Raw genomic sequence first — 26983 nt, 5'->3', positions numbered from 1 at the left:
ACAAAAGGCAGCGCGGGCATTCGACAAGGAAGAAATAAAGAGCTTCTGCGTATCTGTAAACCTGTCTGTTTGTTTATTTTTTTAATTCCATAAACATCTCCCCCCGTCTGAGTTAACTATCTACTTTATTTTTCAGGCACCATACATCCCGTGACAACTTGAAGCAGGTCGATATGTCGAGTTAGTGCTATGTTGTGAGTTTTGGGTATCTACTCACAAACCATTGGCATCTCAAATTATGACCAACGATGAACAAGTTGAAGCTGCCAGAGCCTATGTTGCTCTGTCCAATGCCCACAGGCTGGACTGGATATCTCCGATGTTTGATGAAAGTGCCAGTTACTACTCGGCATTTCTTGGCGACTTTCTGGGAAAGGCCGCGATTCTCGATATGATGACCACTTTTTTTTCAAAAATCCCCGACGTGAACTGGTATGTCAACAGTTACCGAAGCCTTAATGGCTGTTGTGTCGAGCTTGAATTTGTCAGAACGGGGACTGATCCTGAGTCGGATGAATCTGTGAATGTACCGGGTATAGAAAGGATTTTTTTCTCTAATGAAGGGTTGATCAGTCGTATAGAAGTGCATAAAGCCTGATCCATTTTAGCCTGTTACCCGGGTTACAATCTTCCCAACCCAGTACTCAACAAGTAACAGATTACACCTTGTCCATGGATTGGACGAAGAGACGAAAAAATATTTAATCCAAATTTATCAACCAGTTAATCAGTCAGAGTCGTTTTTGGCACACCCTTTGTAGATGACCTGTCGAAAACAAAAAAACGCCAAACAATAACAACAACATGGCAAGCTCTGGCCAACAATAACAAAAACAGCAGGTCGGTGATTAAAGCAGATAAGTTTGCAGAATACTGAAGGACATCAACTGGCAAATTGGTGGGATGTTAAAAAGATTGCCGCAGCTTTTTCGAAGACTGCACCCTCAGGAAGGCAACGGGACATACCAGACATCTGTCAGTCAATAACAACAATAAAGATGCCTGGTCGTTTGTAAACTTATCTGCTTACCCTTCTTTATATACTTTCACGTAATTCCCTTTCTCCCAGACTCTACCTTCAGGAATCAGACAGATAGACTCGACGATATTCAGGACTCCAACGCTTGCCTCTGACTCTTGCTTCCAATGCTGTTTGTTCACATTTTGGTGCCAGCCCCTCTTCCTGCGCCTTTCTGGCAACGGCAATCGCTATTTCACAGGTCACCTGGTGAATACGGTTCAATTCAGGCAAAAGCGCTGCTTCCGGATTCATAACGGCTGGCGAGGCCATGGCCAGTGTTTCAACCGCCGCGTCCAGCATGCCATCGGAGACTCTTTCAGCATCACTGGCCAGAACACCAAGGCCCAGCCCCGGGAAGATGTAGATGTTGTTGCATTGAGCGACCGGGTACTGGTTACCGTTGTACTCAACCGGATCAAATGGGCTGCCAGTCGCAATCAACGCTCGACCTTCGCTCCACTGAATAATATTTTCCGGTGTCGCTTCAACCTGGCTGATTGGGTTTGACAGTGGGAAAACGATGGGTCGCTCATGGTTCTCAGCCATTTTCTCAATGACTTCCCGGGTGAACAGCCCTGGCTGACCTGACACCCCAATAATGGCGTCAGGCTTTGCATGAGTAACAACATCCAGTAATCCCGGATTCTCATCGCAACTCCATTGGCGGAGCTCTTCACAACTCTGCACCAATCGTTGCTGGAATGGCCGCAGGTCTTCCATCTGATCATTCAGTACGCCATGTCGGTCAACCATGAATATTCGCTGACGGGCCTGTTCATCACTGAGCCCACGGCCAACCATCAGGCGGATCAGCTGCTCGGCAATACCGCAACCGGCTGAGCCGGCACCAAGGAAAGCAATTTTCATGTCCTCAATGGACTTGCCAGAGGCGTTGGCCGCCGCCAACAGTGATGCAGCCGTCACACCCGCAGTACCCTGAATATCATCGTTAAAAGAACAGAGTTCATCCCGGTATTTTTCCAGAAGTGGTGTTGCATGGTTGATGGCAAAATCCTCAAACTGCAACAGCGCTTTTGGCCAGCGACGTTTCAGTGCGCGGATAAAGTCATCCACAAACGCATAGTATTCATCGTCTGCAATGCGTTCATGTCGCCACCCCAGGTAATTCGGGTCATTCAGCAACTGTCGGTTATTGGTTCCGCAATCCAGTACGATGGGCAGTGTTTTGTTCGGTGCAATTCCCCCCACCGCACTATAGAGCGACAACTTGCCAATACAGATTCCCATACCGCCAATACCCTGGTCACCCAGACCCAGAATACGCTCACCATCAGTGACAACAATCACTTCAATATTACGCTTGAAGTTGGCCAGCATGGCTGAGATATGTTCACGCTGGGGCCAGGAAATGTAGATGCCTCTTGGTCGACGGTAGAGGTCACTGAAGCGCTGACAGGCCTGCCCCACAACCGGTGTGTAGATGATCGGCAGCATCTCCTGAAGATGGCGTTGCAACAGGGCATAAAACAGTGTTTCGTTGGTATCCTGCAATGAGCGCAGGTAGATATGCTTCAGTATCGGCGTAGGCTTGATTGAGAAAGACTTATAAGCTCGACGACATTGTTCCTCCATCGACTCTACCCTTGGCGGCAGAAGGCCATGAAGGTCCAGTTCACTCCGTTCCTCCACGGAAAAAGCTGTCCCTTTATTCAGCAGGGAGTTTTCCAGCAACAAACGGCCTGTGAGGCCAGTATGGATGCATTGGTCGTGTGCGCTCATTTTTTTCCTATGATTTTTCAGCCATTTTTTCAGCCATTTTTTCAAGAAAGGCGTAACCAGAACTGCTGATATAACAGTCAGTGTCAGCAGAGGCACAAAGGATAATCCTCAGTGCAGGAACAGAACAAACGGAATAACCGAAATAAACATGTATAACGTCGGCAGCAACTGCCTGAAAAACAGAATGTCCCATGGATGTGATGGATTTTACCCTGAGGAGGCTGACCGAGAATAGGGAAATTACCAAAAGCGTTTATCGACCTTTGATACAGGCTCAGGAAAATAGACTAAGCGTTTACAGCGCAATACCATTACCGATCATATTCCAGGATTCGGACACGCCTATGGTCGATATGCATCAAACCTGTTGTTCTCAGCTACCGGAATTGTCTGAACAAGACATGGAGCGACTGGCAAAAATTTTTCAGCTTCTCGGGGACAGCAAAAGGCTACAGCTGGTCATTGCCTGCCTTGAAGAACCACAGCCGGTATGCTGTCTGTCCGAAATTTCGGGTATGTCGCAGCCTTTAACCAGCCATCATCTGCGCAGTCTGAGGGAAGCCCGAATCCTGAAATCAACCCGTAAAGGAAAGCAGGTGCTTTATGGGTTGGATGACTACCATATCCGTCATGTCATTCTTGACCTGGCCAATCATGTCAAGGAGCGTCAGTAAGAATATTCATTTCATGGCTTGACGCACCATACATATAAATTTAAATTTATATAAAATTATTCTTATATCAATGCGAGTGAAGTCATGCCATCCTGCCCAGCTACTCAAAGTGCAAGCCCACAGAGCGACACAATGAAAAGCAGCGGTGCTGCATCTTCATGCTGCAGCAATAACACTCAGTCAGAAGGTTCTGCAATAGACCATCAGACTGCTTCAGTTTCCGATTGCATGCAGCTTAGCTGGATCATAACTGGCATGGACTGCCCGGGCTGTGCCACCAAAATTGAGAATGCCGTAAACGGGCTGAATGGTGTGACCGGGGCCCGGGTCACATTCGCAACGGAGCGCCTGCTGGTTAAGGTTGATAATCGGGCAAGTATCCATGATGGCATCAATAGCGGCATCAATAGCGACATCAATAGCGACATCAATAACAACATCCTTAAAACCATTCGAGAACTGGGCTTTTCGGTGAAAGACGACGTTGCTCATGAACCTGTAGCCGATAGTTTCCTGAAAAAATACTGGCACATTATTTCACTGGCTCTATTTATGCTGGTCGCGGTATTGATTCAGGGAACCTTTCCGGTTGCTGGCAACGTGTTGTTTTATCTGGCCACACTCTGGGGGCTTTACCCTGTTGCCACCAAGGCATGGCTATTAGCCAGAAGTGGCTCTCCCTTCTCCATCGAAACCCTGATGAGCATTGCTGCCACTGGTGCTCTGTTTCTGGGTGAAACCGTTGAAGCAGCCATGGTGCTTCTGCTGTTCATGATCGGTGAGCATATGGAAGCGTTTGCTGCAGGGAGGGCTAGGCAGGGTGTCCAGAAGCTGATGGCGCTGACACCGGAAACAGCGTTCCTCATTGACAGAGATGGGAATAAATCAGCGGTTTCCGCCGATACCCTGAAACCGGGAGACATCATCGAAATATTACCGGGCAGTCGTCTGCCCGCTGATGGTGAACTCTTGACGCCTGACGTTAGCTTCGATAAGAGCGCGTTAACCGGCGAATCGGTTCCTGTAGAACATAACCCCGGTGAGATTGTGATGGCTGGCTCACTGTCTGTGGACCGGGTAGCCCGGCTCAAGGTGATTTCAAAACCTGGAGAAAGCGCCGTTGACCGTATAATCCGTCTTATCGAAGAAGCTGAAGAGCGAAAAGCCCCGGTTGAACGTTTTATTGATGCCTTTAGCCGCTGGTATACCCCATTAATGATGTTTATGGCAGTACTGGTGGCGTTTGTTCCGCCACTGGTATTTGCCGGACCCTGGGTGGAATGGATCTACAAAGCGCTGACACTGTTACTTATCGCCTGCCCATGTGCACTGGTGATTTCAACGCCGGCTGCTGTTACCTCTGCCCTGGCAAGGGCATCTCGAAATGGTGCACTGATCAAGGGTGGTGCAGCTCTTGAGCTTCTCGGCTCGGTAAAAACGGTCGCCTTTGATAAAACCGGCACACTCACAGAAGGCAAGCCTGCCGTTACTCACATCGCATCGTTTGGCCGCTCAGCATTCTATCCAGAGTCTATGTCGGAGCAGGAAGTCCTCCGGCTTGCGGCAGCCGTTGAGTCCGGTTCAGCACATCCAATTGCCAGGGCCATCGTAGCGAGGGCTGATGAGATGAATATCAGGCTACCTGCCACCAGTGAAGTTGAAGCCAAAGCCGGGCTGGGTGTTCAGGGCCAGGTTGAGGGTAAAATGGTTGTTGTTGGTTCCCCACGACACTTACAGGACAGTATTGACACGGTTGCAGGCGCTCAACAGACGATCGAACAGCTTGAAGAGCAGGGTAATACCCTTGCCATGGTAACGGTTGAAGGGGATTTGGTGGGCTTGATTGCCCTTCGGGATAACCCAAGAACCGAGGCCCAAAATGCCATCGCAGCCCTTAAAGCCATGGGTATCAACAGTATCATGCTCACTGGCGACAACCCCTGTGCTGCAGCAGCCATCGCCAGTCAGTTGGGAATGGAATACCGTTCGGGTCTCCTGCCCGGTGATAAATCTACTGAAATAGAGCGGCTGAAAGAAAAAGGCCGGGTTGCCATGATCGGTGACGGCATCAACGATGCGCCCGCGCTGAAAACGGCAGATATCGGGATTGCCATGGGATCAGGTGCCGACGTCGCCCTTGAAACCGCTGACTGTGCGCTTACCCACAACCGGGTGGAAGAACTGGCTGACCTTATCGGTCTTTCCCGTTCCACCATGGCCATTATCCGCCAGAACATTTTCCTGGCTGTGGGCAGTAAAGCATTGTTTCTGGTCACGACTTTGCTGGGCATGACCGGACTCTGGGTTGCGGTTCTTGCCGACACCGGTGCCACCGCGCTGGTCACCGCCAACGCCCTGAGGCTATTGCGAAACAAAAAGAAGGGCTAAACCTTTAATCGTTCCGGGCGACTCACAATGAAATGAGTTCGTCCGGAGATTTCCACCTGTGCCACAGAAAAAACGTAGATCATCGAAGTCTTTGCCAGAGAAGAAGGCTTCAGCAACTTCTGGTAACCACAACATTCTGGATACCGACGGACTCAAAACCTCTGGTTTAACCGCCAATAACACCATTCTCGTAAAAAAAGAGGTTGGCGAGTACCAGGTTCAACAGACATCAGGCCCTGCTTCCCAATTGGAGCAGGAAAAAGAGAAAGCGGCGCAACAGCGGGCATTGCTGGACAGTCTCCACCCGGGGTGGACTGCCCCGGATCAATCCGACTTTACCGGGCTTTCTCTGAACCATCGGGATCTGGAGCGCATGCGCTTTAAAAACAGCCTGATGAAGCGCTGTAAATTCCGGTCCGGCAAACTGCGTGGCGTTCATTGGAAAAACTGTGACCTCCGCGGTGCCGATTTTCGGCATACCGATCTGCGGGACTGCATTCTGGATGGCTGTAATCTCAATGGTGCCGACCTTCGGCACGCCAACCTGACCAACGCCAGAGTCATTGATACCGACCTTTCTGCAGCAAACTTTGATCATGCCATGCTGGATATGGCGGTGATCGAGAGCTGTGATATGACCGCACAAACCTTCCACAACAGTTCCTGCCGGGAAATACACTTATACAACAGTCATATTATCCACGGATTCTTTGATAATGCGGATTTCTCACATGCAGAGATTCAGGATATGGAGTTTCGTCACTGTACGCTTACCAAAACATCATTCAACAATGCGGTGATAAACAACACGTCCTTCAAAGGGTGTGAAAGTTTTATTGAAGGGCCGTTTTTTTCCAATGCAAAAATTAACGAAGTGACGATGTCTGACTGTGAACTGCAGTCTGTCAGTCTGGCCAATACCGAAATATCCCGGTGTCTTTGGGAACGGGTAAGCTTAACCAACGCCCAACTGGATAATACCGTATTCAACCAGGTCAGTTTCAAAGAAGGGGTTTTCACCGACTGTTTCAGTGTGGAAAAAGCGCCAACATTCAGCCATTGCCATCTGAATCATTGGCTGATCGAGCATACCGACCTGACCGATGCTCACTTCAGCAGAAGTCATTTTGCCGGAGCGATTATAAGAGACTCTGATATTGGGCAGTGGCAACTGCACAATACCAGAATCGACCCGGATACAATGATTGAGTAACCGGCTGACAGGTGGAAAATACCCGTGTCTCAGCAGCTACCTTCACTGCTTACACCGGTAAGCTTTTCCTACCGCCGTGGTATTGGTGGTACCCAATGAGCCATAGGCATTGGTGTTTTTCATATCCTGAATGTAGACAACATTAGCGCCGAGCTTGTATGCCTGATTTCTCAGCTCATTCCTGGCACCGATAACCAGGTTTTTATTGGAGGTAAAATCACCGGTAAACCAGTTCCCCTGGGAACCCACTATCTCGGCCAGAAACTGGCATTTGCTGCTATCCGGCGGCTCATTCACCAATTCTACATTCATTGCTGCCGGAATCGGCTCTTTGGCTGCGCATCCGAGTAACGCCAGAAAACTGAAACTGCAGGCAACCAGCCTGAATGATTTTTTCATAATACCCACCTCCTGTTTATCTTTCTGTCAACGCATTCTGCCTGGCCCTGAGAATTGGCTTAAGCAAATAGGCCATCAGTGTCTTATCCCCAGTGATAATATCCACATCGGTTCTCATACCGGGAATAATCATCAATGGTTTGTCTTCTGTGCCAACAAAGTTATTTTTGGTTCTGATTCGGACAATATAAAAGCTCTCGCCTTGCTCATCCTTGATGGTATCAGCACTGATGTGCTCAACCTCGCCTTCAAGCCCACCATAAATAGCAAAGTCATAAGCCGTCAGCTTAACGATGGCTTTCATTCCCTGACGCAGAAACCCAATGTCTTTTGGCTGAATTTGAGCCTCAATCATGAGGTTATCTTCCAGTGGTACAATCTCCAGCAGGCTCATGCCAGGCTGAACCACTCCACCAAGCGTGGTGACATGGATTTTCTTGACAATGCCATCCATGGGTGACCTGACCAGAGTCCGGTCGACCTTGTCCTCAAGGGCATTATTGGACTCACCCAACTGGTCCAGGTGGACTTCAGTTTCCTTGAGTTCCTGGACAATATTCGCACGGTACTCCTGGACAACCTCCTCTTTGCGGGAAAGCGCCTCCTGATAGGCCGCCCGTCGCTTTGGAATACTCAGTTCCGTCTTGCGCTTTTCTGACTCCAGGTCATTCACCCGCTGCCTTAACTGAATCAATTCAACCTTGGAGACCACACCCTGCTCTGCCAGGGGCACCGTCAATTCCAGTTCATCCACCCCCAGTTCAAAACTGGTGGTCAGGAATTTCAGCTGATCTTCAGCTGCTGCCAACTCATGTTGGGCCTGTACAGCCTTCTCCCTGGCAACATTGAGTTCGGCGATAAAGCGGTCGGCACGCTGATAAAAAATTTCCCGCTCCCGCTGGGTATAAGCCGGGTAGTCATTCAATTCTTCCGGAAAGCTCAATGCACTACCGGAGAGCTCAGCTTTAAGCCTGGCTGCTTTGGCCAGCTCGCTGTAGTACTCGATGGCACCTTCCCGGAAGCTGGACGAAAAAATGGTATCATCCAGCTGCATCAACGGTTCCCCGGATTGCACCTGTTGGCCTTCTGTCACAAATATCTGCTCCAGGATCCCACCTTCCAGGTTTTGCACCACCTGCAACCGGGAGGATGGAATGACGACCCCTAATCCCCGGGTAATTTCATCCAGCCTGGCAATACTGGCCCATACCATGGCAGAGAGCAGGGCCAATAACATGGTGTATATCAGTAAACGCCCCCCTCTTGGGGTTTTTATCAGCATGGCGACATTGGTGTCAGAGATATACTCCATATCATCCGGTGACACGCTGTCTTCTATTTTCTCTAAAGGGTTATCTGTAGAAGTCTCTGAAGCATTCTCTAAAGAAGCCTTCCCTTGACCATCGTCAAGATTAAATTCCAGGTTGGACATATCCTGTTCTGAATCACCCGATGGCATTTTGCGGTCTCCGGAGGGTTCAGTCTGATTCACAGGAGCCTCTGTCGAGTCCTTCACTTCCTTATCATCGTTGCTACTCATTCCAGCCTATCCTATTTTGAGTTTGCCCTGTCTTAACGCCGCATGTACCTGATCCTTAGGTCCATCCGCAACGACACGCCCGTTATCCATAACGATCAAGCGATCGACCAGATCCAGCATTGAGGCCTTATGGGTAACCAGGATCAACGTCTTGTCGCCACACCGGGTCTTCAGCTGCTCCTTCATCCGTAGCTCTGTGGTGTTATCCATCGCGCTGGATGGCTCATCCATCAACAGAATCGGTGGATCCATCAGCAGGGCACGGGCCAAGGCGATGCTTTGTCGCTGCCCTCCAGACAGGTTTTGTCCGCGCTCACCCACGTTCATATCCAGCCCGTTAGGGTGCTTATTGGCAAACTCCGTCACTCCGGCAATCTCAGCCGCCTCAAGTAACTGGCTGTCTTCAATATGGTTTGCACCCAGGGTGATATTGTCTTTGATTGAGCCGTAGAACAGCGTTATGTCCTGGCTGACGCAGCCAATACTGGAACGAAGGTCAGTGGGATTGATCTGTCGCAAATCAACACCGTCAATCCGGACCGCACCTTCTCCCGGTTCATAAAGACCCAGTACCAGCTTTTCGATGGTGGTTTTTCCCGAGCCAATCCGCCCGATAATCCCCACCCTTTCACCGGCCTTAAGTCTCAGGCTGACATCCCTTAAGGCATGGATTTCCTGCCCGGGATAGGCAAAGCTGACCCCATCAAACTCAATGCTGCCTTTCAGGTCTGGACGGTTCACATAGTCCCTGTCCTCATGACGCTCGGTTGGCATGGCCATGATCTCATTCAGGCCATCCAGGGCTGACTTGGCCTGGTTATAGCGCGTTGCCAACCCGGCAATCTGAGCCATGGGTCCCAGACAGCGGCCAGTCAACATGACCGAAGCAATCAGCCCCCCCATGCTCAACTCACCCTCAGCAATCAGATAGACCCCAAGAATCACCATGGCGATATTGGCCATTTGCTGGACGTAGGCGCTGAAACTGGTGGCCGAGGCACTGATTAATTTGGTTTTAATGCTCCAGGTGGCGATATGGCTAACGGCTTTTTCCCATCGGTACTGGATATCACTTTCTGCCTGGGCAATTTTCAAGGCTTCCATGCCTGAAAGGCTTTCAATTAATGTGGCATTTTTCTGCTGACTGGAACGAAGTGTTTTTTCAACGGAGTTTTTCAGAGGCTCCTGAATGAGAAAACTATAGAGACCAATGATGAGCATGGCTACCAAAGGTACGATCGCCGTCGGGCCACCAAGCATAAATATGACGAAAAGAATGATACAGGTGAATGGCAGGTCAACCAGGGCAGTTACCGTTGAAGAGGTAATAAAGTCCCGAATACTTTCAAAATCCTGAAGGTTTTTGGCAAAGGAGCCGACGGACGCGGGCTTGGCCGTCATGCTCAACCCAAGAACCTGCTCCATGATGGTTGAAGAGAGCAAAATATCAGATTTTTTACCGGCCAGATCAATAAAATAACTGCGCACCATCTTCAGGACGAAATCAAAACTGAAAACAATAAAAGCGCCAATGGCCAGGACCCAGAGGGTATCGAATGCCTGGTTGGGAACCACCCGGTCATAGACATTCATAACAAACAGCGGGCTGGCGACAACAAAGATATTGATCAACAGGGATGCCAGTAAAACATCACGGTAAATCCGCCATGACCCAAGAATGGTTCCCCAGAACCAGTGCCTGGATTTAACCTTTAATTGCTGAGGTGTCCGACGGTCATAACGATGCTTCTCGCGGACATAGATAACATAACCACTATAAGACTCATTTAATTCTTCAATGCTGATTTCTTTTGAACCTTCACCGGTTTCCGGCATAATAATCCGGGCTGTTCCCTGTGAAGGATCAATGTCCACCAAAAGGCAGGCTTTTCGTTTATTCAGTAATAAAACGGCAGGAACGACCAGAGACGATATATCTGAAATATCTCTCTTATGGACTTTACAAGCCAGACCGGCTCTTTCCGATGATCGAATAAATACTTCTGCAGTAAATTTGCCATTCTCAAGTGGCATTCCAGCCTTTAAAGATTCCCGTGAATACGGATTCCCATAATGGCGAGTTAACAAGGCGAGGCATTCGAGGAGGTCATCGCTGCTGGCGGGTTGTTCATCAGGAATATCCCAGCCGTCATGTATTGTACTGGAGTGATTCATAGCTACCTGCTGATTGTTTCATCCGTTTTTTCTTAAAAGATTTTGATTCAGAAACATACAGCATGATTGTCTGAAAGGTATCAATAACTAAAGACTAGCGCAAAATACAAAACAGATAATCAAAACATCCAACAAATGAAAAAATAAAAAATTGAACACTATATTCTTAAACGGTGTTCATATTAGAAAATAAAAGAAAGGGGAATTAAATTCCCCTGAAACATTTTAATGAAACCACAACAGACCCTACTTCAATCATCCAGCGGCTTATCAAACACCTCTTCCTGCATTCGTTTAAGACCAATGTGTCTGACGTCCGTCCCTTTTACCAGGTAAATAACGTATTCCGCAATATTTCTGGCATGATCACCAATTCGCTCCAGGGAACGTAACACCCACATAATATTCAAAACACGGGTAATGGAGCGGGGATCTTCCATCATATAAGTGACCAGTTCACGGGTAGCACTTTTGTACTCCCGATCAACCGCTTTATCCTCTTTGGCCACCGCAAGGGCCTGCTCTGCATCAAACCGGGCAAACGCATTCAGAGCATCCTGAGTCATCTGGCGGACATGGCTGCCAATATGACGGGTCTCAATATAACCTTTGGGTGCTTCCCCCTGTTCTGACAATTTTATGGCAAATCGGGCAATTTTGGCCGCCTCATCGCCAATGCGCTCCAGGTCCGTCGCCACTTTGGTGCATGCCAGCACCAGGCGTAAGTCGCTGGCTGCAGGCTGACGGCGGGCCAGGATTCTGGAACACTCCTGGTCAATGGACGTTTCCATAAAGTTAATGTCGGTGTCTTTTTCACAGACAACGATGGCCAGGTCACTGTCGGCATTGATCAGTGACTCAATGGCATCACTGACCTGCTTTTCAACCATGCCGCCCATGGACAACAGGTTATTTCGAAGCTCTTCCAGCTCATGGTTGAACTGCTGGGAAATATGGTGGGTCAGCAAATCGCTTTGGTTAGGCATGGGCATTCCTTCGAAGCTGCTTCGAGGCAGTTGAGGTTCAGGAAGAACGTCAGTAATCCTCAGCCATAACGGCCAGTAATATAGTCTTCAGTCTGTTTCTTGCGGGGGTTGGTGAACAGTCTGTCCGTGTCACCATACTCGATCATCCGCCCCATATACATAAACGCGGCGTAATCCGACACCCGTGCCGCCTGCTGCATGTTATGGGTGACAATGACAATGGTAAATCTGGACTTCAACTCATTGATCAACTCTTCAATCTTCAAGGTAGAAATGGGGTCAAGTGCGGATGCAGGCTCATCCAGGAGCAATACTTCGGGTTCTACCGCAATGGTCCGGGCAATGACCAGACGTTGTTGCTGCCCACCGGAAAGGCCCAGCGCACTTTCATGAAGGCGGTCCTTCACTTCCTTCCAGAGAGCAGCCCCTTTCAGAGCCCACTCCACAACTTCATCGAGTACCCGCTTTTTATTAATGCCCTGAATTCTCAGGCCATAGGCAACATTTTCATAAATACTCTTCGGGAATGGGTTCGGCTTTTGGAACACCATCCCCACCCGGCGACGAAGATCAGCCACATTAACGGATTTCTCGTAGATATTCTGCTGAACCCCGGAAGCATCGGTGAGCAGTATCTGCCCACCCACGCGGCAGCCATCCACCAGATCATTCATCCGGTTCATACTGCGCAGCAATGTGGATTTACCACAGCCCGATGGCCCGATAAATGCCGTTACCCGCTTTTGCGGTATCTTCATGGAGATATCAAACAGCGCCTGCTTCTCACCATAGAACAGGTTCAGGCCAGACACTTCCATACTGGTCGGCTCATGCTCCAAACTCAGTGCAGATCGGCCACGCCCCAGGGACTCAGGATTAACAGCCCTGGAAAATCCAGCAGACTGTTCAGTACGAGCAGGTTGTACAGGCGCTTCAGCAGACATCGTGTTCAGTCCTCAAGGCTCTTGTATTTTTCCCGTAAATGGTTGCGAATGGCAACGGCGGACAGATTCAGAACAGCAATAACCATCACCAGCAGCAATGCAGTGGCATACACCAGGGGCCTGGCGGCTTCTACATTCGGACTCTGGAAGCCCACATCAAAAATATGAAAGCCCAGGTGCATGAACTTCTGATCAAGATGCAGATAGGGATAGTTACCATCCAGCGGCAAGCTGGGAGCCAGCTTCACAACACCCACCAGCATCAATGGTGCTACTTCCCCTGCCGCACGGGCAACTGCCAGAATTAAACCAGTCATCATGGCCGGACTCGCCATGGGCAGCACAACCCGCCACAGCGTTTCTGCCCTGGTCGCACCGAGGGCCAGACTCCCTTCCCGAACAGAGCGGGGAATACGGGACAGCCCCTCTTCAGTAGCGACAATCACCACCGGCAGGGTCAGCAGCGCCAGGGTAATGGATGCCCACAATAGCCCCGGAGTACCAAAGGTGGGTGATGGCAGGGCCTCGGCAAAAAACAGGTTATCGATTTTTGCACCGGCAAAATAAATGAAGAAACCAAGGCCAAAGACCCCGTAAACGATGGAGGGAACCCCCGCGAGGTTATTGACCGCCACTCGTATTGCCCGGGTCATCCAGCCCTGACTGGCGTACTCTCGAAGATAGACGGCAGCGATGACTCCAAAAGGCGTCACCATAATGGACATCAGAATCACCATCATGACCGTACCAAAGATAGCAGGGAATACACCGCCTTCGGTATTGGCTTCCCTAGGATCATCAAGGATGAACTCACCGACCTTGTCAAAGTAGAAGCCTATTTTATCGGTCAATGACAGGGTATTGGGCTGATAGGCACGAACCACCTTACTGATTGGCTGTTCCAGAGTCTGTCCATCAACGGTTCTGGCCACAAAGCGGTCGCGATTGAATGCCCGATAAAGATCACCCAGCTGGGTTTCCAGTTGCTGATATTCCTGATCCAGCCGTTTTCGTTCAGCCTGAATCTCTGCCTGACGGACAGGATCAAGATCACCGCTCAGCTCCAGACGTCGCTCGGCCAGCCGCAGTTGCTCTATTGAGGCATTAATTGAGCCAATGTCGTGTTTTTCAATCTGATAGATGGCCTGATAAATCACCAGTGCCCGATCCAGACGCTCATTGAATACGGCCCAGGCCGATTCACCCGTGGCAACGGTGACTCCACCCTCCTGAACGGACTCAAGGAAGCCGTAGAAATTGCCCCACTCCCGACGCTCAAGCACCATGATATCTTCCGGGTACTGGCGGTTACTCAGCCACTCATCCACAATCCAGACAAAGTCAGCACCACTGAGGTCCCGATTACCCTGCTTCAACAGATCACGGGTATAAAGCTCCTGCCCATCAGTAACATCGAGGCCTGATGACGTCAGACGGGCCGCAGGGACTTCTTCACTGTCGGTAATTTCGCCGGCGACCATCCTGATGGCCTGCCCGGGAGGCTGGTAATCGGCCACCATGATCTGGCCCGGCCAGAAGTGCCCCAGGCCTCGCACAGCGATCAATCCCAGCAGGCCGATCACCAGAACAAGACTGATGGCAACCGCACCGGCATTCAGCCAGACCCAGGGAGCACCACTGTTAATCCATGCACCAACAGAACGTTTTCGAGAGCTTTGAAGGGTATTATTCATGGCCATTTCCTATCCTTATTCCCTTCTTAAAGCGAGCTGTATTTCTTACGGAGTCGATGGCGTACCATCTCCGCCGCCGTGTTCACCACAAAGGTAAACAGGAACAGCACCAGGGCAGCCAGAAAGAGAATTCGGTAATGGCTGCTGCCCACTTCCGATTCCGGCATCTCAACCGCGATATTGGCCGCCAGCGTCCGCATGCCCTCAAAGATATTGGCATCCATAATGGGCGTATTCCCGGTCGCCATCAGAACAATCATGGTTTCACCCACTGCCCTTCCCATACCAATCATCAGTGCTGAAAAAATACCCGGACTGGCAGTCAATAGCACCACCCGGGTCAGGGTCTGCCAGGGTGTTGCTCCCAGGGCCAGGGAGCCATAGGTCAGGTGCCGGGGTACGCTGAATATCGCATCCTCGGCGATGGAAAATATGGTTGGAATAACAGCAAAACCCATGGCCAGTCCTACCACCAGGGCATTACGCTGGTCATAGGGAATGCCCAGCTCGGTGGTCAGCCAGGTGCGCATATCACCAGCAAACAGCCAAAGCTCCAGACTGGAGCTGAGCGACATGGCCAGGGCACCACTGATTAACACGACGGGAACCAGCAATCCAGCCTGCATCCCGTCAGGAATCCGGTGGCGAATGGCTGACGGCAGGCTATCCCAGCCAAAAGCAAAGACCAGGATGCCCACTGGCACAAAGAGCAACAGGGCGAAAATACCCACCAGCTGATTCTCAATCAGCGGGGCCAGCCAGAGTCCTGCCAGGAAACCCAGAATGACCGTCGGCAAGGCCTCCATCAGCTCGATCACCGGCTTTACCTTTCTGCGCATACCCGGCGCCATAAAGTAGGCGGTGTAGATGGCCGCACAGATGGCCAGCGGTGCTGCCAGCAACATGGCGTAAAACGCTGCCTTGAGCGTTCCGAACGACAATGGCATCAGGCTCAGTTTGGGCTCAAAATCATTATTGGATGCCGAGGACTGCCAGATGTAATCCGGCTGGCTGTAAGACTCATACCAGACTTTTCCCCAGAGAGCAGACCAGGATATTTCCGGATGCTCATTGTCGATTTTCAGAAATTGAGTCTCACCCTGGCTTTCCAGAATCAGATAATTGCCTCTTGGGGCGACGGCCATTTGATCAATTCGACCAGCAGCGATTGGCTCCACCAGCAGAGAACGGTTTGCGGTGGTGTAAAACAGACCAACCTGACCATTCACATCCGCAGCCAGAAAGCCCTTGCGCCGATGCTCCGGAACAATCTTGTCGACGGGATGATTACCGAGGCTGAAAGCACGAATATTCCTCAAGCCCTGGCTGCCATCGTCGCGAACCATAAACCACTGGGCAATAGTGCCTTCTGAATCGCCCACCAGCAGGGATACTCCGCCCAACAGGAACGTCAACGCGGTAACGTCTACCCCCTGAGCGGTTAGATTAAGCGTCTCATGGATATAGGGGCGATGAGTATCACTAATATTGATCACCGTCAGATGATTGCTGCCACTGAGGACGTAAAGCCAGGTTTGTTCGGGATCGATCAGCAACTGACGCAGTTCAGGCTCACCCTGGGCAGCCAGTCCAGTGATAACTGGCAGTGTGACGGACTGCTGCTCAATAGTGACTGAACCGGTTAAAAAATCCGCTTCCTTATGAAAAACATCCATCACCAGCTGATTATTGATGCTGGCGGCCACCAAGAGCTTTTCCTCACCGTCACTGATCGCCAGTTGCGCAACCGGGGCAGAAAGATCGTTTATGGCAAAGGGCTGCCGATTATAGGGATAGCTGACTTCCGGGGTGATCTTCCGATGGTCATCGGGCCAGGTTATTTTATAGCCCTGATCGAACAAAATGATCTCACCGTTGGAGAGACCGGCTGCCATCAGATTGGAACCAGAAGCATCCCGGACCACCTTGACCACATCACTGCCCGTTGGTACTGGCAGGGACTCATCCTGTAACCACTCACCGGATTGGGTAGAAAAAAAACGAAGGTTACCAGAAGCTTCTGCTCCCATAGCGACTTCTGCCTGTTCTTCAATGGAGAGAAATATCGGTACTTTATTATTCTCATCAACGAAAGCCAGGGTCGATGGGTACGAAGAAACCCGGGTAATCCCAGCGCGGTTAAATAGCGGCAGGACCTCGTAGAGGAGGTAAAAGAAAATCAGGAGAATCGCCAGAATAACGCCAAGACCACCGGCGGCGACTCCCCAGTGGGTAAGACGGTCTTTCAGGAAGCGCAGGGAACGATATTTTTTTAGTGCCGGTGTATTGAAATCAATACCCGGGCTGTTATTTATCGATTTTTGATACATAGCGCAAGCCGGATTAAATCATCTTCGTACCATACAAAATCAATATGACAGTTATGTGACACCGGAAAAAAACCATTGCCTGAACTGACAGATCATTGTAATTTAGTGGCTGCCGAGGACTGCTTTAAGCATAAAAATCCTGGGCTTGCAGACCTGTTGCAAGAGCATAATGATCAGAGAAAATAACGATGTTACCCAGAAAGCTGCTAACAATACCCGGTACTGATACCCGATCAGAACAGTGTAATTCTGCCCTTTCTATTGTCTCTTTCCTGCATCCCCACCGACACCATCACCACCATTGATTTACTGGTTCAATAATCCCAGAACCCATTTACTTTTATCGCCTGAGCTTCTAGCCTCAACGTGGAAGCAGTTTTCTATGAAATATCACCTTTTTAGAGTCTGAGTTATTTTCATAGTGCTGAGTGTGTGATATTTACCACTCAAGGCTGCAATTTCCAACCAGAACAAAGACTCAAGGCAAAACTGATCGCTGGATGCGACTGCTCTCACTGAGTTCTACGCTGATCTGCTATGGATTGTGCTGTGGATTGAAGTATCGCAAACCGCTTATAACTCAAAAGAACACAACACTGGATTACTATGAACGCTGTCATTTTGGCTGTTGCCATCATGCTGACCTTGAGTGTCTTGCGTGTAAACGTTGTACTTGCACTTTTCCTGGGTGCTATTGGAGGTGGTCTTGCAGGTGGGCTGGGGTTTGATGCCACACTGACTGCTTTTACCGAAGGTTTGGGGGGCGGTGCCAGCATCGCCATCAGCTACGGTATGCTGGGTGCCTTTGCCATGGCCATATCCGCATCCGGGATTCCCCAGTGGCTGGCCGACCGGATTATTCAGCGAGTAGCCCGAACCCACAAAACAGCGGGCATCCGAATCTCGATCCTGGGAAGCATTCTGCTGATGTCATTTGCCTCTCAGAATGTGGTACCTGTACATATCGCTTTTATTCCTATTCTGATTCCACCGCTACTGGGCGTGTTCAGTTCTTTACAGCTGGACCGCCGGGCGGTAGCAAGCACACTGTCGTTTGGTCTGATCGCTACCTATATGCTGGTTCCCATTGGCTTCGGTAATATCTACCTGACCCAGATCCTGGCGGGCAACCTCAACGATAATGGCCTGAACATTGACCCTGACCTGATGCCATCGGCCATGGCTTTGCCGGTACTCGGCATGTTTATTGGCCTGCTGGTCGCCGTATTCTGGACTTACCGAAAGCCTCGCCACTACCACATTGAAGAGAATGCTCTGAAAACGGCTGAGCAGGAGCAGTCATCCATGGAACCAAAGGCGGTCTTGACGACTCTTGTATCCATTGCGGCAGCACTCGGCGTTCAACTGTTCACTGACTCCATGGCCATGGGTGCAGCGACAGGCTTTGTAATGATGATCCTCGGTGGCATTGTGAACTGGCGCGAAGCGGATGATGTCTTTGCCCGGGGTGTAAGAATGATGGCTCTGTGTGGATTTATCATGATCTCTGCCTCAGGCTTTGCCGAAGTACTCAGGGCAACCGGGGATATTCCTGCCCTGGTATCCATGGTTGAGGAGCTGGTATTCGGAAGCAAGGCACTGGCTGCGTTGCTGATGCTGGCTGTTGGTTTGATGATTACCATGGGCATTGGTTCTTCATTCTCTACCATCCCCATCATTGCCACACTCTATGTCCCGCTGGCACTGGCTCTTGGCTTTTCACCATTGGCAACTGCAGCGATTGTTGGTGCTTCCGGTGCGCTGGGTGACGCAGGTTCTCCAGCCTCAGACTCCACCATTGGCCCAACCGCCGGGCTGGATGTGGATGGCCAGCACGACCACATTCGTGACACCGTCATTCCGACGTTTATGCACTACAACATTCCCATGATCCTTTTTGCCTGGATCGCGGCAATGATTCTGTAATCAGGAACATTATCAGTTGCCGGGTTAACCAAAGAATAAAGCCACTGAAGACAGTGGCTTTATATTAAGTCAGCTTACTTACTGGCAACGGTCGTATTATCCAGTCCGAGCTGAGCGAGGTATTTATCAACAACCATGCCCGGCAGTGGGATATAGCCATCCTTCACAACCACTTCCTGCCCCTGTCTGGAGAGCACCAGCTTGACAAATTCGCGCTCAATTGGAGAAAGTGGCTTGTTAGGCTGCTTATTCACATACACGTACAGGAAACGTGACAGTGGATAGCTGCCATCAACCGCATTCAGGGGCGTCGCCTCAACAAAGGCCTGACCTTCTTTCTTCGCCAGCGCAACGGTTCTCACACTGGAGGTTTTGTAACCAATACCGGAATAACCGATACCATTGAGCGATGCAGAAACCGACTGAACCACAGAAGCAGAGCCGGGCTGCTCATTCACACTGTTTTTGAAGTCCCCCTTACACAGCGCCTTCTTCTTGAAATAGCCATAAGTGCCGGATACCGAATTACGCCCGTACAGTTGCATGGAGCGGTTCTTCCAGGAGCCACTCAGCCCGATATCCCCCCAGGTCTTCACGTCACTGTCTGCGCCACACTTGCGGGTTGACGAGAAAATGGCATCCACTTCAGCCATGGTCAGGCCTTTGATGGGATTATCTTTGTTCACAAAGACAGCCAGAGCATCGATAGCCACCGGGATGGCCGTCGGCTTGTAACCATGCTTCTTCTCAAACGCTGCCAGCTCTTTATCCTTCATTTCCCGGCTCATGGGACCAAAGTTTGAGGTACTTTCTGTCAGGGCGGGCGGTGCAGTAGAAGAACCCGCCGCCTGGATCTGAACATTGACATTGGGATAAATGCGCTTGAAATCTTCGGCCCAGAGCGTCATCAGGTTAGCCAGCGTGTCTGAACCAACGGATGACAGGTTACCGGATACACCACTGGACTTACTGTACTTTGGCAGGGATGGATCCAGCTGGCTGGCCATTGCAGAGCCACTGGCCAGCGCCAGTGCTGCAGTAGCAGACACGGCCAGAACCCTTTTAAACAGCAGAGATGGTATAGAGGCAGTTAAGCATTTTTTTATTTTCATCCTTTGTTCTCCTGGCTTGGCACGCCCTGTCTGATTAACAGCACCCGCTAATGATTCAGGGCTATTAAAGATTGATCCGAGGCGAGGGCCTCCTTGCTTGACTTCTGAAAATCAAATATAGAACTCAAATATGACAATTCTATGAAGGCAGAATAATTATCTGGATAGAATGCATGCAGGAATCAGCCATTTCGTATAATCCTTTTGCTCATCAGTCATAAGCATTGGCTTAGCTGATACAATGGGATTTTTCACGGGTACTCAAAAGCTATGTTATTAAAAATTATTCGTAATGTATTAGGCTACGGTATTGCGGCTGCAGATAAGCTCACCCGCCCTAAAGCGATGGCCCGCTCACCAGAACAGCAAGCCCGGGTGGATGCGCAAACAGCCAACATGACGCTCTACCAGTTCACGGCCTGTCCTTTCTGTATCAAAACCCGCAGGGCTATTCACACACTGGGCCTGAATATCCAGACCCTGGACGCCATGAATGACGCTCAGGCCCGTAATCAGTTACAACAGATGGGCGGCAAGGTGCAAGTACCCTGCCTGCGCATTCAGGAAGACGGTAAAGACGACACCTGGATGTATGAATCGGGCGATATTATCCAGTATCTGCAAGAGCGATTTGGCTGAATAATGGTCCACCAGCTCCGTCCCTATCAAAAAGATGCCGTTCACAGTGTGATACGGCATTTCCGCAAATCTAATGACCCTGCCCTGCTGGTGTTGCCCACAGGCGCTGGCAAGAGTCTGGTTATCGCCGAGCTGGCGCGCATTGCCCGTGGACGCGTTCTGGTTCTGGCCCATGTCAAGGAGCTGGTCGAGCAGAACCACGGCAAATACCAAAGCTATGGCTTGAAGGCCTCGGTCTTCAGTGCCGGACTTGGACAGAAAGAAGCCTCTGAACAGGTGATATTTGGCAGTGTGCAGAGCGTTGTCAGAAATCTGGAACAATTTCAGAACGCACCGGATCAGAAAGTATTTACCCTGCTGGTGATTGATGAGTGCCACCGGGTATCCATGGAGAAAACCTCCAGTTACCACAAGGTCATTGAACACTTTAAATGTCTGAACCCAAACCTTAAGGTACTCGGTCTGACAGCAACCCCTTATCGCCTGGGAATGGGTTGGTTGTACCAGTATTATCAACGTGCTGACAATAAAGGGTCGGTCCGAACAGCAGAGCCCCGTTTTTTCAAAGAGTGTCTGTTTGAGCTGCCACTGTCTTATATGGTTGACAATGGTTATCTCACGACACCCGAGGTGGTTGATGCCCCCATTGTTTTCTACGACTTCAGTCAGCTGTCCCGGGATAGCTTTGGACGTTATGGAGAACAGGCGTTGAATCAGTTATTGAAAGGGAAAAACCGGGCCACCTGTGAAATCATCAAACAGGTAATAAAAGAGGCAGCTACCCGTAAAGGTGTCATGGTGTTTGCCTCTACGGTAGACCATGCCCGTGAGATTATGGGTTACCTGCCGGAAAATGAGAGTGCCCTGATTATTGGTGATACCCCGGCAAAAGAGCGGGATCGCCTGATTGCCGCCTTCAAGCAGCAGCAACTTAAATTCCTGGTGAATGTGTCAGTACTCACCACAGGTTTTGATGCCCCCCATGTAGACCTGATCGCCATACTGCGGCCAACAGAGTCCGTCAGCCTTTATCAGCAGATCGCTGGCCGGGGGCTGCGTCTGGCGCCGGACAAAAAAGAGTGCCTGATTATTGATTATGCGGGCAACCGCTTCAGTTTATACAGCCCGGAAGTCGGCGAGCCAAAACCGGATTCAAAATCTGTACCCGTCACGGTTCCCTGTCCGGCCTGTGGCCATGAGAATCATTTCTGGGGAGTGGTCGATAGTGATGGTGACCTGGTGGAACACTATGGTCGGCGCTGTCAGGGCTTTGAAGCGTTTCTGGATGACAACGGCAGAGAAGTGAAAGAACAGTGTGAGTTCCGCTACCGCTTTAAAGAGTGTGACCAGTGTGGTGCTGAAAATGATATTGCGGCCAGAAAGTGTCACCACTGCCAGAGTGGACTGGTTGACCCGGATAAAAAGCTTCGAGAGGCTCTGAACCTGAAAAACTGCATGGTGATCCGCTGCTCGGGTATGGAAATGAATGCTGATAAAGATACTCAGGGCAAACAGCGCATCAGGATTACCTACCATGATGAAGATGGTGCCGAAGTCAGTGAATTGTTCAGGCTCGATACACCCGCCCAGCAAGGTGCGTTCTATCATCATTTCGGCAAGCATGCCCTGATCAATCGTGCAGAGCCATTCCGGGCGTCAACGGTGGATAATGTTATCCACAGCCGCAAGAAATTTCGTAAACCTGACTTTGTGATAGCGCAGAAGGAAAAGCATTACTGGAAAATCATTGATAAGCTGTTCGACTACGATGGCAACTATCGCAAGGCCGAAGCGCTCTGATGCACGTCACTTATCACATTACCGGACAAACCCAGAATCGCATCAATCAGTTGATGATTAAATACAGCCCGAAGCATACGCTGGTGATCTGGGTTGCGTCACTGGCCTGCTTACTGATGCCACTGCTGGTCTTTCGGAACAGTCTGAGCAATATTCTGCTTTCCGGGCTATTTGGCTCTGCCTTTATTACCTTCTGGATACTGAATCTTGGCCTCAAGTATGCTGTGAATAAACGCTTTGGTCTTCATTACCAGCCGGACCTTGACCTGGAAACCCGTACTCTGTGCCTTGAGGAAAATGGCATCAGCATCCGTTCATCATTACTGAAACCGGCATTTCGCCCTTACAGCCAGGTAAAGATGATCACGGTAGAAGACAATATTATTGTGATAGCCGGAAAAAGCGGTTGGCTCGAGATGATCCCCCGTGACCGGGTTACGGAAGGTAATTGCGGGTTATTGTTGGATACTCTCTGCCAGAAAGCCGGGAAGAAAATGAAAAGTTCCAGCTGAGGCAAAGTGGTACAAAGTGGCAAGCTGAACTTTACAAGGACCTTTACGGCAAACTAACGCTGCTTGAATTGCTTAAACTCTAGTCCAATCCATTGCCTGCAAGAAAATGAACGATGGTTTTCCCTGCCCGGGATCGATCGTCAGGCAATCCAACCTTTCCCAATGCCTGATCAATTAATCGGTTACCCACCATTGGGCGCAGCCGTTCACACACATCCGTAAAAAATCCGTCCACAAACTCAGGATGCGCTTGCCAGGTCAGGATTGAAGTCCCCCTTTGGGTAATGGCGTTCTTGCAGAAATCCGATGTAGCCAGCAAAGAAAAGCCCGGAGCCAATTGATCAACCTGGTCCTGATGAACCGCCAGAACGCGAATAAGGTCACCGGACTTGAAACTCCCGAAATCACAGAGCGCTTTGACCGGATAAGCACCTAAACCCCATCCTCCCGGAAACTTTTGTACTTTGCCTCCCAGGGACTGATGAATAATCTGATGACCAAAACAGATGCCAACCAGCAATGCATCACTGCTGGCAAGGTCGACAATCAAAAGCTTGAGTTTCAGGATCCAGGGCTCTGAGTCATAAGCAGAAGACTTGCTACCACTGATAATCCATGCATCACATTGGTCAACGGATGACGGAAAATGGCCTTCATGACAGCGCCAGACCGTATACTGCCACTGACCGGGCATCACATGGTCAACCATCATTTTGTAATCATTATCATAGGTGCCAAAGCGCTTAATAGCGTCTGGATGATGTTCATCGCATAATAAAATACCCAGTCGCTTGTTCAATTCCAGCCTCCCCGCAACCTGTTTTTCTGTTGTGCATCCAATACAGTCTATATCGACAAGAAGCCGATTGAGGAAACTATCCGGAACAGGCTCTCAAAGCCTGCTGTATAAGAAACCCATATTGACACTGCCTTTGAAGCCTCAAAAGGCTGATGCCTCATGAGGAGATCAGAACAAGCTTGAACAAATAATTAAATTTTTTTTCATCCAAAACTTGCGTTATCCGGGAACCCAATAGTAGAATGATAACCATTCTCATTAACAACCATTTACATACGCTCAACCTGACTCTCCCCAAACCGTCGTTGAGCTACCCAACTACTTAACCTGCTGACTTATGGAGGGACTGCCATCGAACGAAATTTCAGACCTGACAAACTGGCTAATGCCAGTGATTCGCAAATCCTCATCTTTAGGGCCTGAATTTCAGGCCTTTTTTTGTTGTTTCCTGGCCCGATCCTGTCCATTATTGATGGGCTGAAAAACTGCTTGTTGAGTATGCAGCAAGGTATTGGCTACCCAATGCCTTTCGCATGGCAACCTTGCTGCATTGGTCTAACCAGAAAAAGAGCCGCTACCGATGGAACTACAGAAGTACAAAATGCCCTTGCTGGACGGGGAAATGAAAGAACTTGCTGACTATAAAGACAAGGTCGTTTTAATTGTCAACACTGCCAGTAAATGTGGCTTCACCCCTCAGTATCAATCCCTTGAAGCGTTATACAACAAATACAGGGATCAGGGGCTGGTCATTCTCGGCTTTCCCTGTAATCAATTTGGTCGCCAGGAACCCGGAGACAGTGAAGAGATTGGTGCTTTCTGTCAGAAGAACTACGGGGTGACCTTTCCGATCTTTGAGAAAATTGATGTTAATGGTGGCCATGCAGCGCCAATCTATAAAGATTTAAAATCCGAAGCCCCGGGGTTGCTCGGTACCCAGAAGATAAAATGGAACTTTACCAAGTTCCTGGTCAGTCGTAAGGGCGAGATTATTGACCGATATGCCCCGACGACCAAACCGGAAGATATCGAAGAAGATATCTGCAAAGCATTAAGAGAGAGCTGAGCGCGCCGACAAATTAAGAGTCTCAACAACTTGAAACTCTTATACTGTGGATATCAACAAAGCACTCTCCCTGCTGGCTGATCGTAACGGTTCAGAACTGTTTCTGACGGTCGGCTATCCCCCCTGTTTGAAAATCAATGACCAATTGGTATCGATAGCCAAAACCTCCCTTACCAGTAAGCAGGCACACCATATTTTTGAACAAATGATGGGTGAAGAGCGTTTTAAGGAATTCTGTGAGACTCGTGAAAGTAATTACGCTGTACAGAATCCGGACTCAGGTCGTTTTCGCATCAGCGCCTTCTTCCAGCGAGGGGAACCCGGAATGGTGATCAGGCGTATTCACCATCATATTCCTTCTCCACAGGAGCTTGGCCTGCCCGATATTTTCTGCGACCTGATACTTCAGGAGAGAGGCTTAATACTGATTACCGGGCCAGCAGGAGCCGGTAAAACAACCGCGATGGCATCACTGGTCAATTATCGGAACACCATGGGTAAAGGGCATATCATCACCATTGAAGACCCCATTGAATTTATCCACAGTCATAATCAGTGCATCGTCACCCAGCGAGAAGTTGGGCTGGATACCCAGTCTTATGAAGAGGGTCTGTCGAACGCCCTGCGTCAGGCACCAGATCTGGTGGTTATTGGCGAGATCCGTACACCCGAGGTCATGAGGCACACCATTGAATTTGTGCAAACGGGTCACCTCTGTATCGCAACCCTTCATGCCAATACAGCCTACCAGGCACTGGAACGAATCATTCACTTTTTCCCACAAGAGCAACACGAGGAGATTCTTCTTGATTTATCGCTGAGTCTACAGGGGATCATGGGACAGCAGTTAATCAGCTCTGAAGATGGTACGACAGCCTATCCATCCCATGAAATCCTGTTAAATACCCCCGCCCTGGCAGATCTCATCAAAAAAGGTAAAGTGGATGAAATTCATGACCTGATGGAGCGCTCCAAAGACTCGGGTATGCAAACCATTGACCAATCCATATTCAAGCTGTTTGAGGCTGGAAAAATCACCGCCCAGCAAGCTATCCAGCATGCTGACTCCTCCAATAACATGCGCCTGCTCATAAAGATGCATGGTCATCAGGGAGGGGACGATAATTCCCTGTCACACTTGACCATTTCCGTGGATTGAAGCAACAGTCTGAGAATAACGCGGTGCAACAGGTATTTATCTGCTGCACAACCACCTACCCATGTTCTTCTATTAATGAACGCTGCCAGATGAATGTATCAATAACCTGATCAAACTTAACACCACAGCGCTCCATCACTCCCACCTTTATATACCCCAGTTTCTGATGCAATGCCTCGTTACGCTGATTGGGCAAGGCAATCATGCTGCATAGGTGAAATGACTATGGAAATCACTGCAAACAGAAATGACTGTGTAAGCACCGCTGACCGGCCTGTTATCACCTTTGCAGGGAACTAAAGGTACGATCTTCCTATCAAATTCTCTGAACAAACTATTGAGGATCATACCCATGACAAGAAAAACACACTTAAGCATATTCTTTGCAACACTGCTCTGTATCAGCTTTTTCAGCTTTGCGGAACCTGTTCAACCATGGAAAACGGGAAACATAAAGTTGTATGGCTTGCTAATACCAGTAATCCAGGCAGAAGAAGGAGACATCAATGGCTTTATTGCCTGTTATTCACATGACATGGAAATGCCCTCTTACCCCGTAGAAGAAGACATTTACGTAAAAGGCTTTGTCTCTATGGAAGGGGGGCAGTACAAAGGACGCATTTTTCATCCCGAAGGGTATTTAGATATGGATATCAGCCCTGTATATACAACACCCAGCACCATGTGTCAGGAGTACATACCCTCCTGCCAAAATGAGAACACTGAATGCTGGGCAGGCGGTGATACCGGCGGCTACTTTGGTCACCTTCTTCGAGCAGTTGATGCCGAGTGATATTCTTTCGCTACAATGCAAAAACCCCGACAGATCACTCTATCGGGGTTTGCAACCTTGAGCAGACTCAAGG

General features: G+C 49.7%; 22 protein-coding genes. 11 read left to right on the top strand and 11 right to left on the bottom strand.

Features of this window, described 5'->3' with window-relative positions; translation table 11 throughout:
* The first annotated feature begins 238 nt into the window (after window positions 1–238).
* A complete protein-coding gene (locus KDK13_RS01300) occupies window positions 239–598 on the top strand; it encodes a nuclear transport factor 2 family protein (protein ID WP_257282949.1) in 360 nt (119 codons plus the stop codon).
* 480 nt (window positions 599–1078) lie between these two features.
* On the opposite strand, the gene KDK13_RS01295 is transcribed toward KDK13_RS01300, so the two are convergent.
* On the bottom strand, window positions 1079–2761 hold the full coding sequence (locus tag KDK13_RS01295) for an NAD-dependent malic enzyme (RefSeq protein ID WP_257282948.1): 1683 nt from the start codon (window positions 2759–2761) through the stop codon (window positions 1079–1081).
* A gap of 191 nt (window positions 2762–2952) precedes the next feature.
* Between KDK13_RS01295 and KDK13_RS01290 the strand changes: the two genes are divergently transcribed.
* The 3 genes from KDK13_RS01290 to KDK13_RS01280 all read left to right on the top strand — a co-directional run bounded on the left by KDK13_RS01290 (window position 2953) and on the right by KDK13_RS01280 (window position 7036).
* Entirely contained in the window at window positions 2953–3435 is a 483-nt protein-coding gene (locus KDK13_RS01290; RefSeq protein ID WP_257282947.1) for a helix-turn-helix transcriptional regulator, read from the top strand.
* 84 nt (window positions 3436–3519) lie between these two features.
* Window positions 3520–5823 carry a zinc/cadmium/mercury/lead-transporting ATPase gene (locus KDK13_RS01285; protein ID WP_306670960.1) on the top strand — a complete coding sequence of 768 codons (2304 nt, stop codon included), beginning with the start codon at window positions 3520–3522 and terminating at the stop codon, window positions 5821–5823.
* A gap of 58 nt (window positions 5824–5881) precedes the next feature.
* Entirely contained in the window at window positions 5882–7036 is a 1155-nt protein-coding gene (locus tag KDK13_RS01280; protein WP_257282944.1) for a pentapeptide repeat-containing protein, read from the top strand.
* A gap of 42 nt (window positions 7037–7078) precedes the next feature.
* Here the strand turns inward: KDK13_RS01280 and KDK13_RS01275 are convergent, their stop codons facing one another.
* From KDK13_RS01275 to KDK13_RS01245, 7 genes are all read right to left on the bottom strand, one after another.
* The gene (locus tag KDK13_RS01275) at window positions 7079–7435 is read right to left on the bottom strand and encodes a DUF4156 domain-containing protein (protein WP_257282943.1); all 357 of its coding nucleotides are present in this window, start codon (window positions 7433–7435) and stop codon (window positions 7079–7081) included.
* 16 nt (window positions 7436–7451) lie between these two features.
* Complete coding sequence (locus tag KDK13_RS01270) at window positions 7452–8975, bottom strand: HlyD family type I secretion periplasmic adaptor subunit (protein ID WP_257282942.1); 1524 nt, start codon at window positions 8973–8975, stop codon at window positions 7452–7454.
* A 6-nt stretch (window positions 8976–8981) separates the two neighbouring features.
* Entirely contained in the window at window positions 8982–11150 is a 2169-nt protein-coding gene (locus tag KDK13_RS01265; protein ID WP_257282940.1) for a type I secretion system permease/ATPase, read from the bottom strand.
* A gap of 251 nt (window positions 11151–11401) precedes the next feature.
* Window positions 11402–12136 carry a phosphate signaling complex protein PhoU gene (phoU, locus tag KDK13_RS01260; protein ID WP_257282939.1) on the bottom strand — a complete coding sequence of 245 codons (735 nt, stop codon included), beginning with the start codon at window positions 12134–12136 and terminating at the stop codon, window positions 11402–11404.
* 59 nt (window positions 12137–12195) lie between these two features.
* Window positions 12196–13080 (bottom strand): phosphate ABC transporter ATP-binding protein PstB, encoded by an 885-nt coding sequence (gene pstB, locus KDK13_RS01255; RefSeq protein ID WP_257282938.1) that lies wholly within the window; start codon window positions 13078–13080, stop codon window positions 12196–12198.
* A 5-nt stretch (window positions 13081–13085) separates the two neighbouring features.
* Complete coding sequence (gene pstA / locus KDK13_RS01250; protein WP_257282936.1) at window positions 13086–14774, bottom strand: phosphate ABC transporter permease PstA; 1689 nt, start codon at window positions 14772–14774, stop codon at window positions 13086–13088.
* A 26-nt stretch (window positions 14775–14800) separates the two neighbouring features.
* A complete protein-coding gene (locus KDK13_RS01245) occupies window positions 14801–17104 on the bottom strand; it encodes an ABC transporter permease subunit (protein ID WP_257282934.1) in 2304 nt (767 codons plus the stop codon).
* Window positions 17105–17710: 606 nt separating this feature from the next.
* On the opposite strand from KDK13_RS01245, the gene KDK13_RS01240 reads away from it, so the two are divergent.
* Window positions 17711–19030: a Na+/H+ antiporter family protein gene (locus KDK13_RS01240; RefSeq protein ID WP_257282933.1), complete on the top strand. Its 1320-nt coding sequence runs from the start codon at window positions 17711–17713 to the stop codon at window positions 19028–19030.
* Between the two features lie 74 nt (window positions 19031–19104).
* Here KDK13_RS01240 and KDK13_RS01235 read toward each other — a convergent pair whose 3' ends face one another.
* Window positions 19105–20142 carry a phosphate ABC transporter substrate-binding protein PstS family protein gene (locus tag KDK13_RS01235; RefSeq protein ID WP_257282932.1) on the bottom strand — a complete coding sequence of 346 codons (1038 nt, stop codon included), beginning with the start codon at window positions 20140–20142 and terminating at the stop codon, window positions 19105–19107.
* 270 nt (window positions 20143–20412) lie between these two features.
* On the opposite strand from KDK13_RS01235, the gene KDK13_RS01230 reads away from it, so the two are divergent.
* The 3 genes from KDK13_RS01230 to KDK13_RS01220 are packed head-to-tail and all read left to right on the top strand — an operon-like array spanning window position 20413 to window position 23093.
* Window positions 20413–20781 (top strand): glutaredoxin, encoded by a 369-nt coding sequence (locus KDK13_RS01230; RefSeq protein ID WP_257282931.1) that lies wholly within the window; start codon window positions 20413–20415, stop codon window positions 20779–20781.
* 3 nt (window positions 20782–20784) lie between these two features.
* A complete protein-coding gene (locus tag KDK13_RS01225; protein ID WP_257282929.1) occupies window positions 20785–22581 on the top strand; it encodes a DEAD/DEAH box helicase in 1797 nt (598 codons plus the stop codon).
* Window positions 22581–23093, top strand: coding sequence for a hypothetical protein (locus KDK13_RS01220; protein WP_257282928.1), 513 nt, complete (start codon window positions 22581–22583; stop codon window positions 23091–23093). Before KDK13_RS01225 ends, KDK13_RS01220 begins: the two co-directional genes overlap by 1 nt.
* Before the next feature lie 79 nt (window positions 23094–23172).
* Here KDK13_RS01220 and KDK13_RS01215 read toward each other — a convergent pair whose 3' ends face one another.
* On the bottom strand, window positions 23173–23892 hold the full coding sequence (locus KDK13_RS01215) for a type 1 glutamine amidotransferase (RefSeq protein WP_257282926.1): 720 nt from the start codon (window positions 23890–23892) through the stop codon (window positions 23173–23175).
* A 580-nt stretch (window positions 23893–24472) separates the two neighbouring features.
* Here KDK13_RS01215 and KDK13_RS01210 point away from each other — a divergent pair.
* Together KDK13_RS01210 and KDK13_RS01205 are read left to right on the top strand one after the other, a co-directional pair.
* The gene (locus tag KDK13_RS01210; protein ID WP_257282925.1) at window positions 24473–24958 is read left to right on the top strand and encodes a glutathione peroxidase; all 486 of its coding nucleotides are present in this window, start codon (window positions 24473–24475) and stop codon (window positions 24956–24958) included.
* Window positions 24959–25004: 46 nt separating this feature from the next.
* On the top strand, window positions 25005–26117 hold the full coding sequence (locus KDK13_RS01205) for a PilT/PilU family type 4a pilus ATPase (protein WP_257282924.1): 1113 nt from the start codon (window positions 25005–25007) through the stop codon (window positions 26115–26117).
* Window positions 26118–26172: 55 nt separating this feature from the next.
* Here the strand turns inward: KDK13_RS01205 and KDK13_RS01200 are convergent, their stop codons facing one another.
* Window positions 26173–26313: a GNAT family N-acetyltransferase gene (locus tag KDK13_RS01200; protein ID WP_257282923.1), complete on the bottom strand. Its 141-nt coding sequence runs from the start codon at window positions 26311–26313 to the stop codon at window positions 26173–26175.
* A gap of 156 nt (window positions 26314–26469) precedes the next feature.
* Here KDK13_RS01200 and KDK13_RS01195 point away from each other — a divergent pair, with 156 nt between their 5' ends.
* A complete protein-coding gene (locus tag KDK13_RS01195; protein ID WP_257282922.1) occupies window positions 26470–26910 on the top strand; it encodes a hypothetical protein in 441 nt (146 codons plus the stop codon).
* The last annotated feature ends 73 nt before the right edge of the window (window positions 26911–26983 follow it).

Source organism: Endozoicomonas sp. SESOKO1, from assembly GCF_024606265.1.
Lineage (GTDB): Bacteria > Pseudomonadota > Gammaproteobacteria > Pseudomonadales > Endozoicomonadaceae > Endozoicomonas.
Note: the sequence above shows the minus strand (reverse complement) of the source record. Positions and strands in the feature narration are given on the sequence as shown.

What these genes read in the sequence shown, in the direction of transcription:
- KDK13_RS01300 (WP_257282949.1), top strand. Translation starts at nt 239, where the DNA reads ATGACCAACGATGAACAAGTTGAAGCTGCCAGAGCCTATGTTGCTCTG.
- KDK13_RS01295 (WP_257282948.1), bottom strand. Translation starts at nt 2,761, where the DNA reads ATGAGCGCACACGACCAATGCATCCATACTGGCCTCACAGGCCGTTTG.
- KDK13_RS01290 (WP_257282947.1), top strand. Translation starts at nt 2,953, where the DNA reads ATGGATGTGATGGATTTTACCCTGAGGAGGCTGACCGAGAATAGGGAA.
- KDK13_RS01285 (WP_306670960.1), top strand. Translation starts at nt 3,520, where the DNA reads ATGCCATCCTGCCCAGCTACTCAAAGTGCAAGCCCACAGAGCGACACA.
- KDK13_RS01275 (WP_257282943.1), bottom strand. Translation starts at nt 7,435, where the DNA reads ATGAAAAAATCATTCAGGCTGGTTGCCTGCAGTTTCAGTTTTCTGGCG.
- KDK13_RS01270 (WP_257282942.1), bottom strand. Translation starts at nt 8,975, where the DNA reads ATGAGTAGCAACGATGATAAGGAAGTGAAGGACTCGACAGAGGCTCCT.
- KDK13_RS01265 (WP_257282940.1), bottom strand. Translation starts at nt 11,150, where the DNA reads ATGAATCACTCCAGTACAATACATGACGGCTGGGATATTCCTGATGAA.
- phoU (WP_257282939.1), bottom strand. Translation starts at nt 12,136, where the DNA reads ATGCCTAACCAAAGCGATTTGCTGACCCACCATATTTCCCAGCAGTTC.
- pstB (WP_257282938.1), bottom strand. Translation starts at nt 13,080, where the DNA reads ATGTCTGCTGAAGCGCCTGTACAACCTGCTCGTACTGAACAGTCTGCT.
- pstA (WP_257282936.1), bottom strand. Translation starts at nt 14,774, where the DNA reads ATGAATAATACCCTTCAAAGCTCTCGAAAACGTTCTGTTGGTGCATGG.
- KDK13_RS01245 (WP_257282934.1), bottom strand. Translation starts at nt 17,104, where the DNA reads ATGTATCAAAAATCGATAAATAACAGCCCGGGTATTGATTTCAATACA.
- KDK13_RS01240 (WP_257282933.1), top strand. Translation starts at nt 17,711, where the DNA reads ATGAACGCTGTCATTTTGGCTGTTGCCATCATGCTGACCTTGAGTGTC.
- KDK13_RS01235 (WP_257282932.1), bottom strand. Translation starts at nt 20,142, where the DNA reads ATGAAAATAAAAAAATGCTTAACTGCCTCTATACCATCTCTGCTGTTT.
- KDK13_RS01230 (WP_257282931.1), top strand. Translation starts at nt 20,413, where the DNA reads ATGTTATTAAAAATTATTCGTAATGTATTAGGCTACGGTATTGCGGCT.
- KDK13_RS01225 (WP_257282929.1), top strand. Translation starts at nt 20,785, where the DNA reads ATGGTCCACCAGCTCCGTCCCTATCAAAAAGATGCCGTTCACAGTGTG.
- KDK13_RS01220 (WP_257282928.1), top strand. Translation starts at nt 22,581, where the DNA reads ATGCACGTCACTTATCACATTACCGGACAAACCCAGAATCGCATCAAT.
- KDK13_RS01210 (WP_257282925.1), top strand. Translation starts at nt 24,473, where the DNA reads ATGGAACTACAGAAGTACAAAATGCCCTTGCTGGACGGGGAAATGAAA.
- KDK13_RS01195 (WP_257282922.1), top strand. Translation starts at nt 26,470, where the DNA reads ATGACAAGAAAAACACACTTAAGCATATTCTTTGCAACACTGCTCTGT.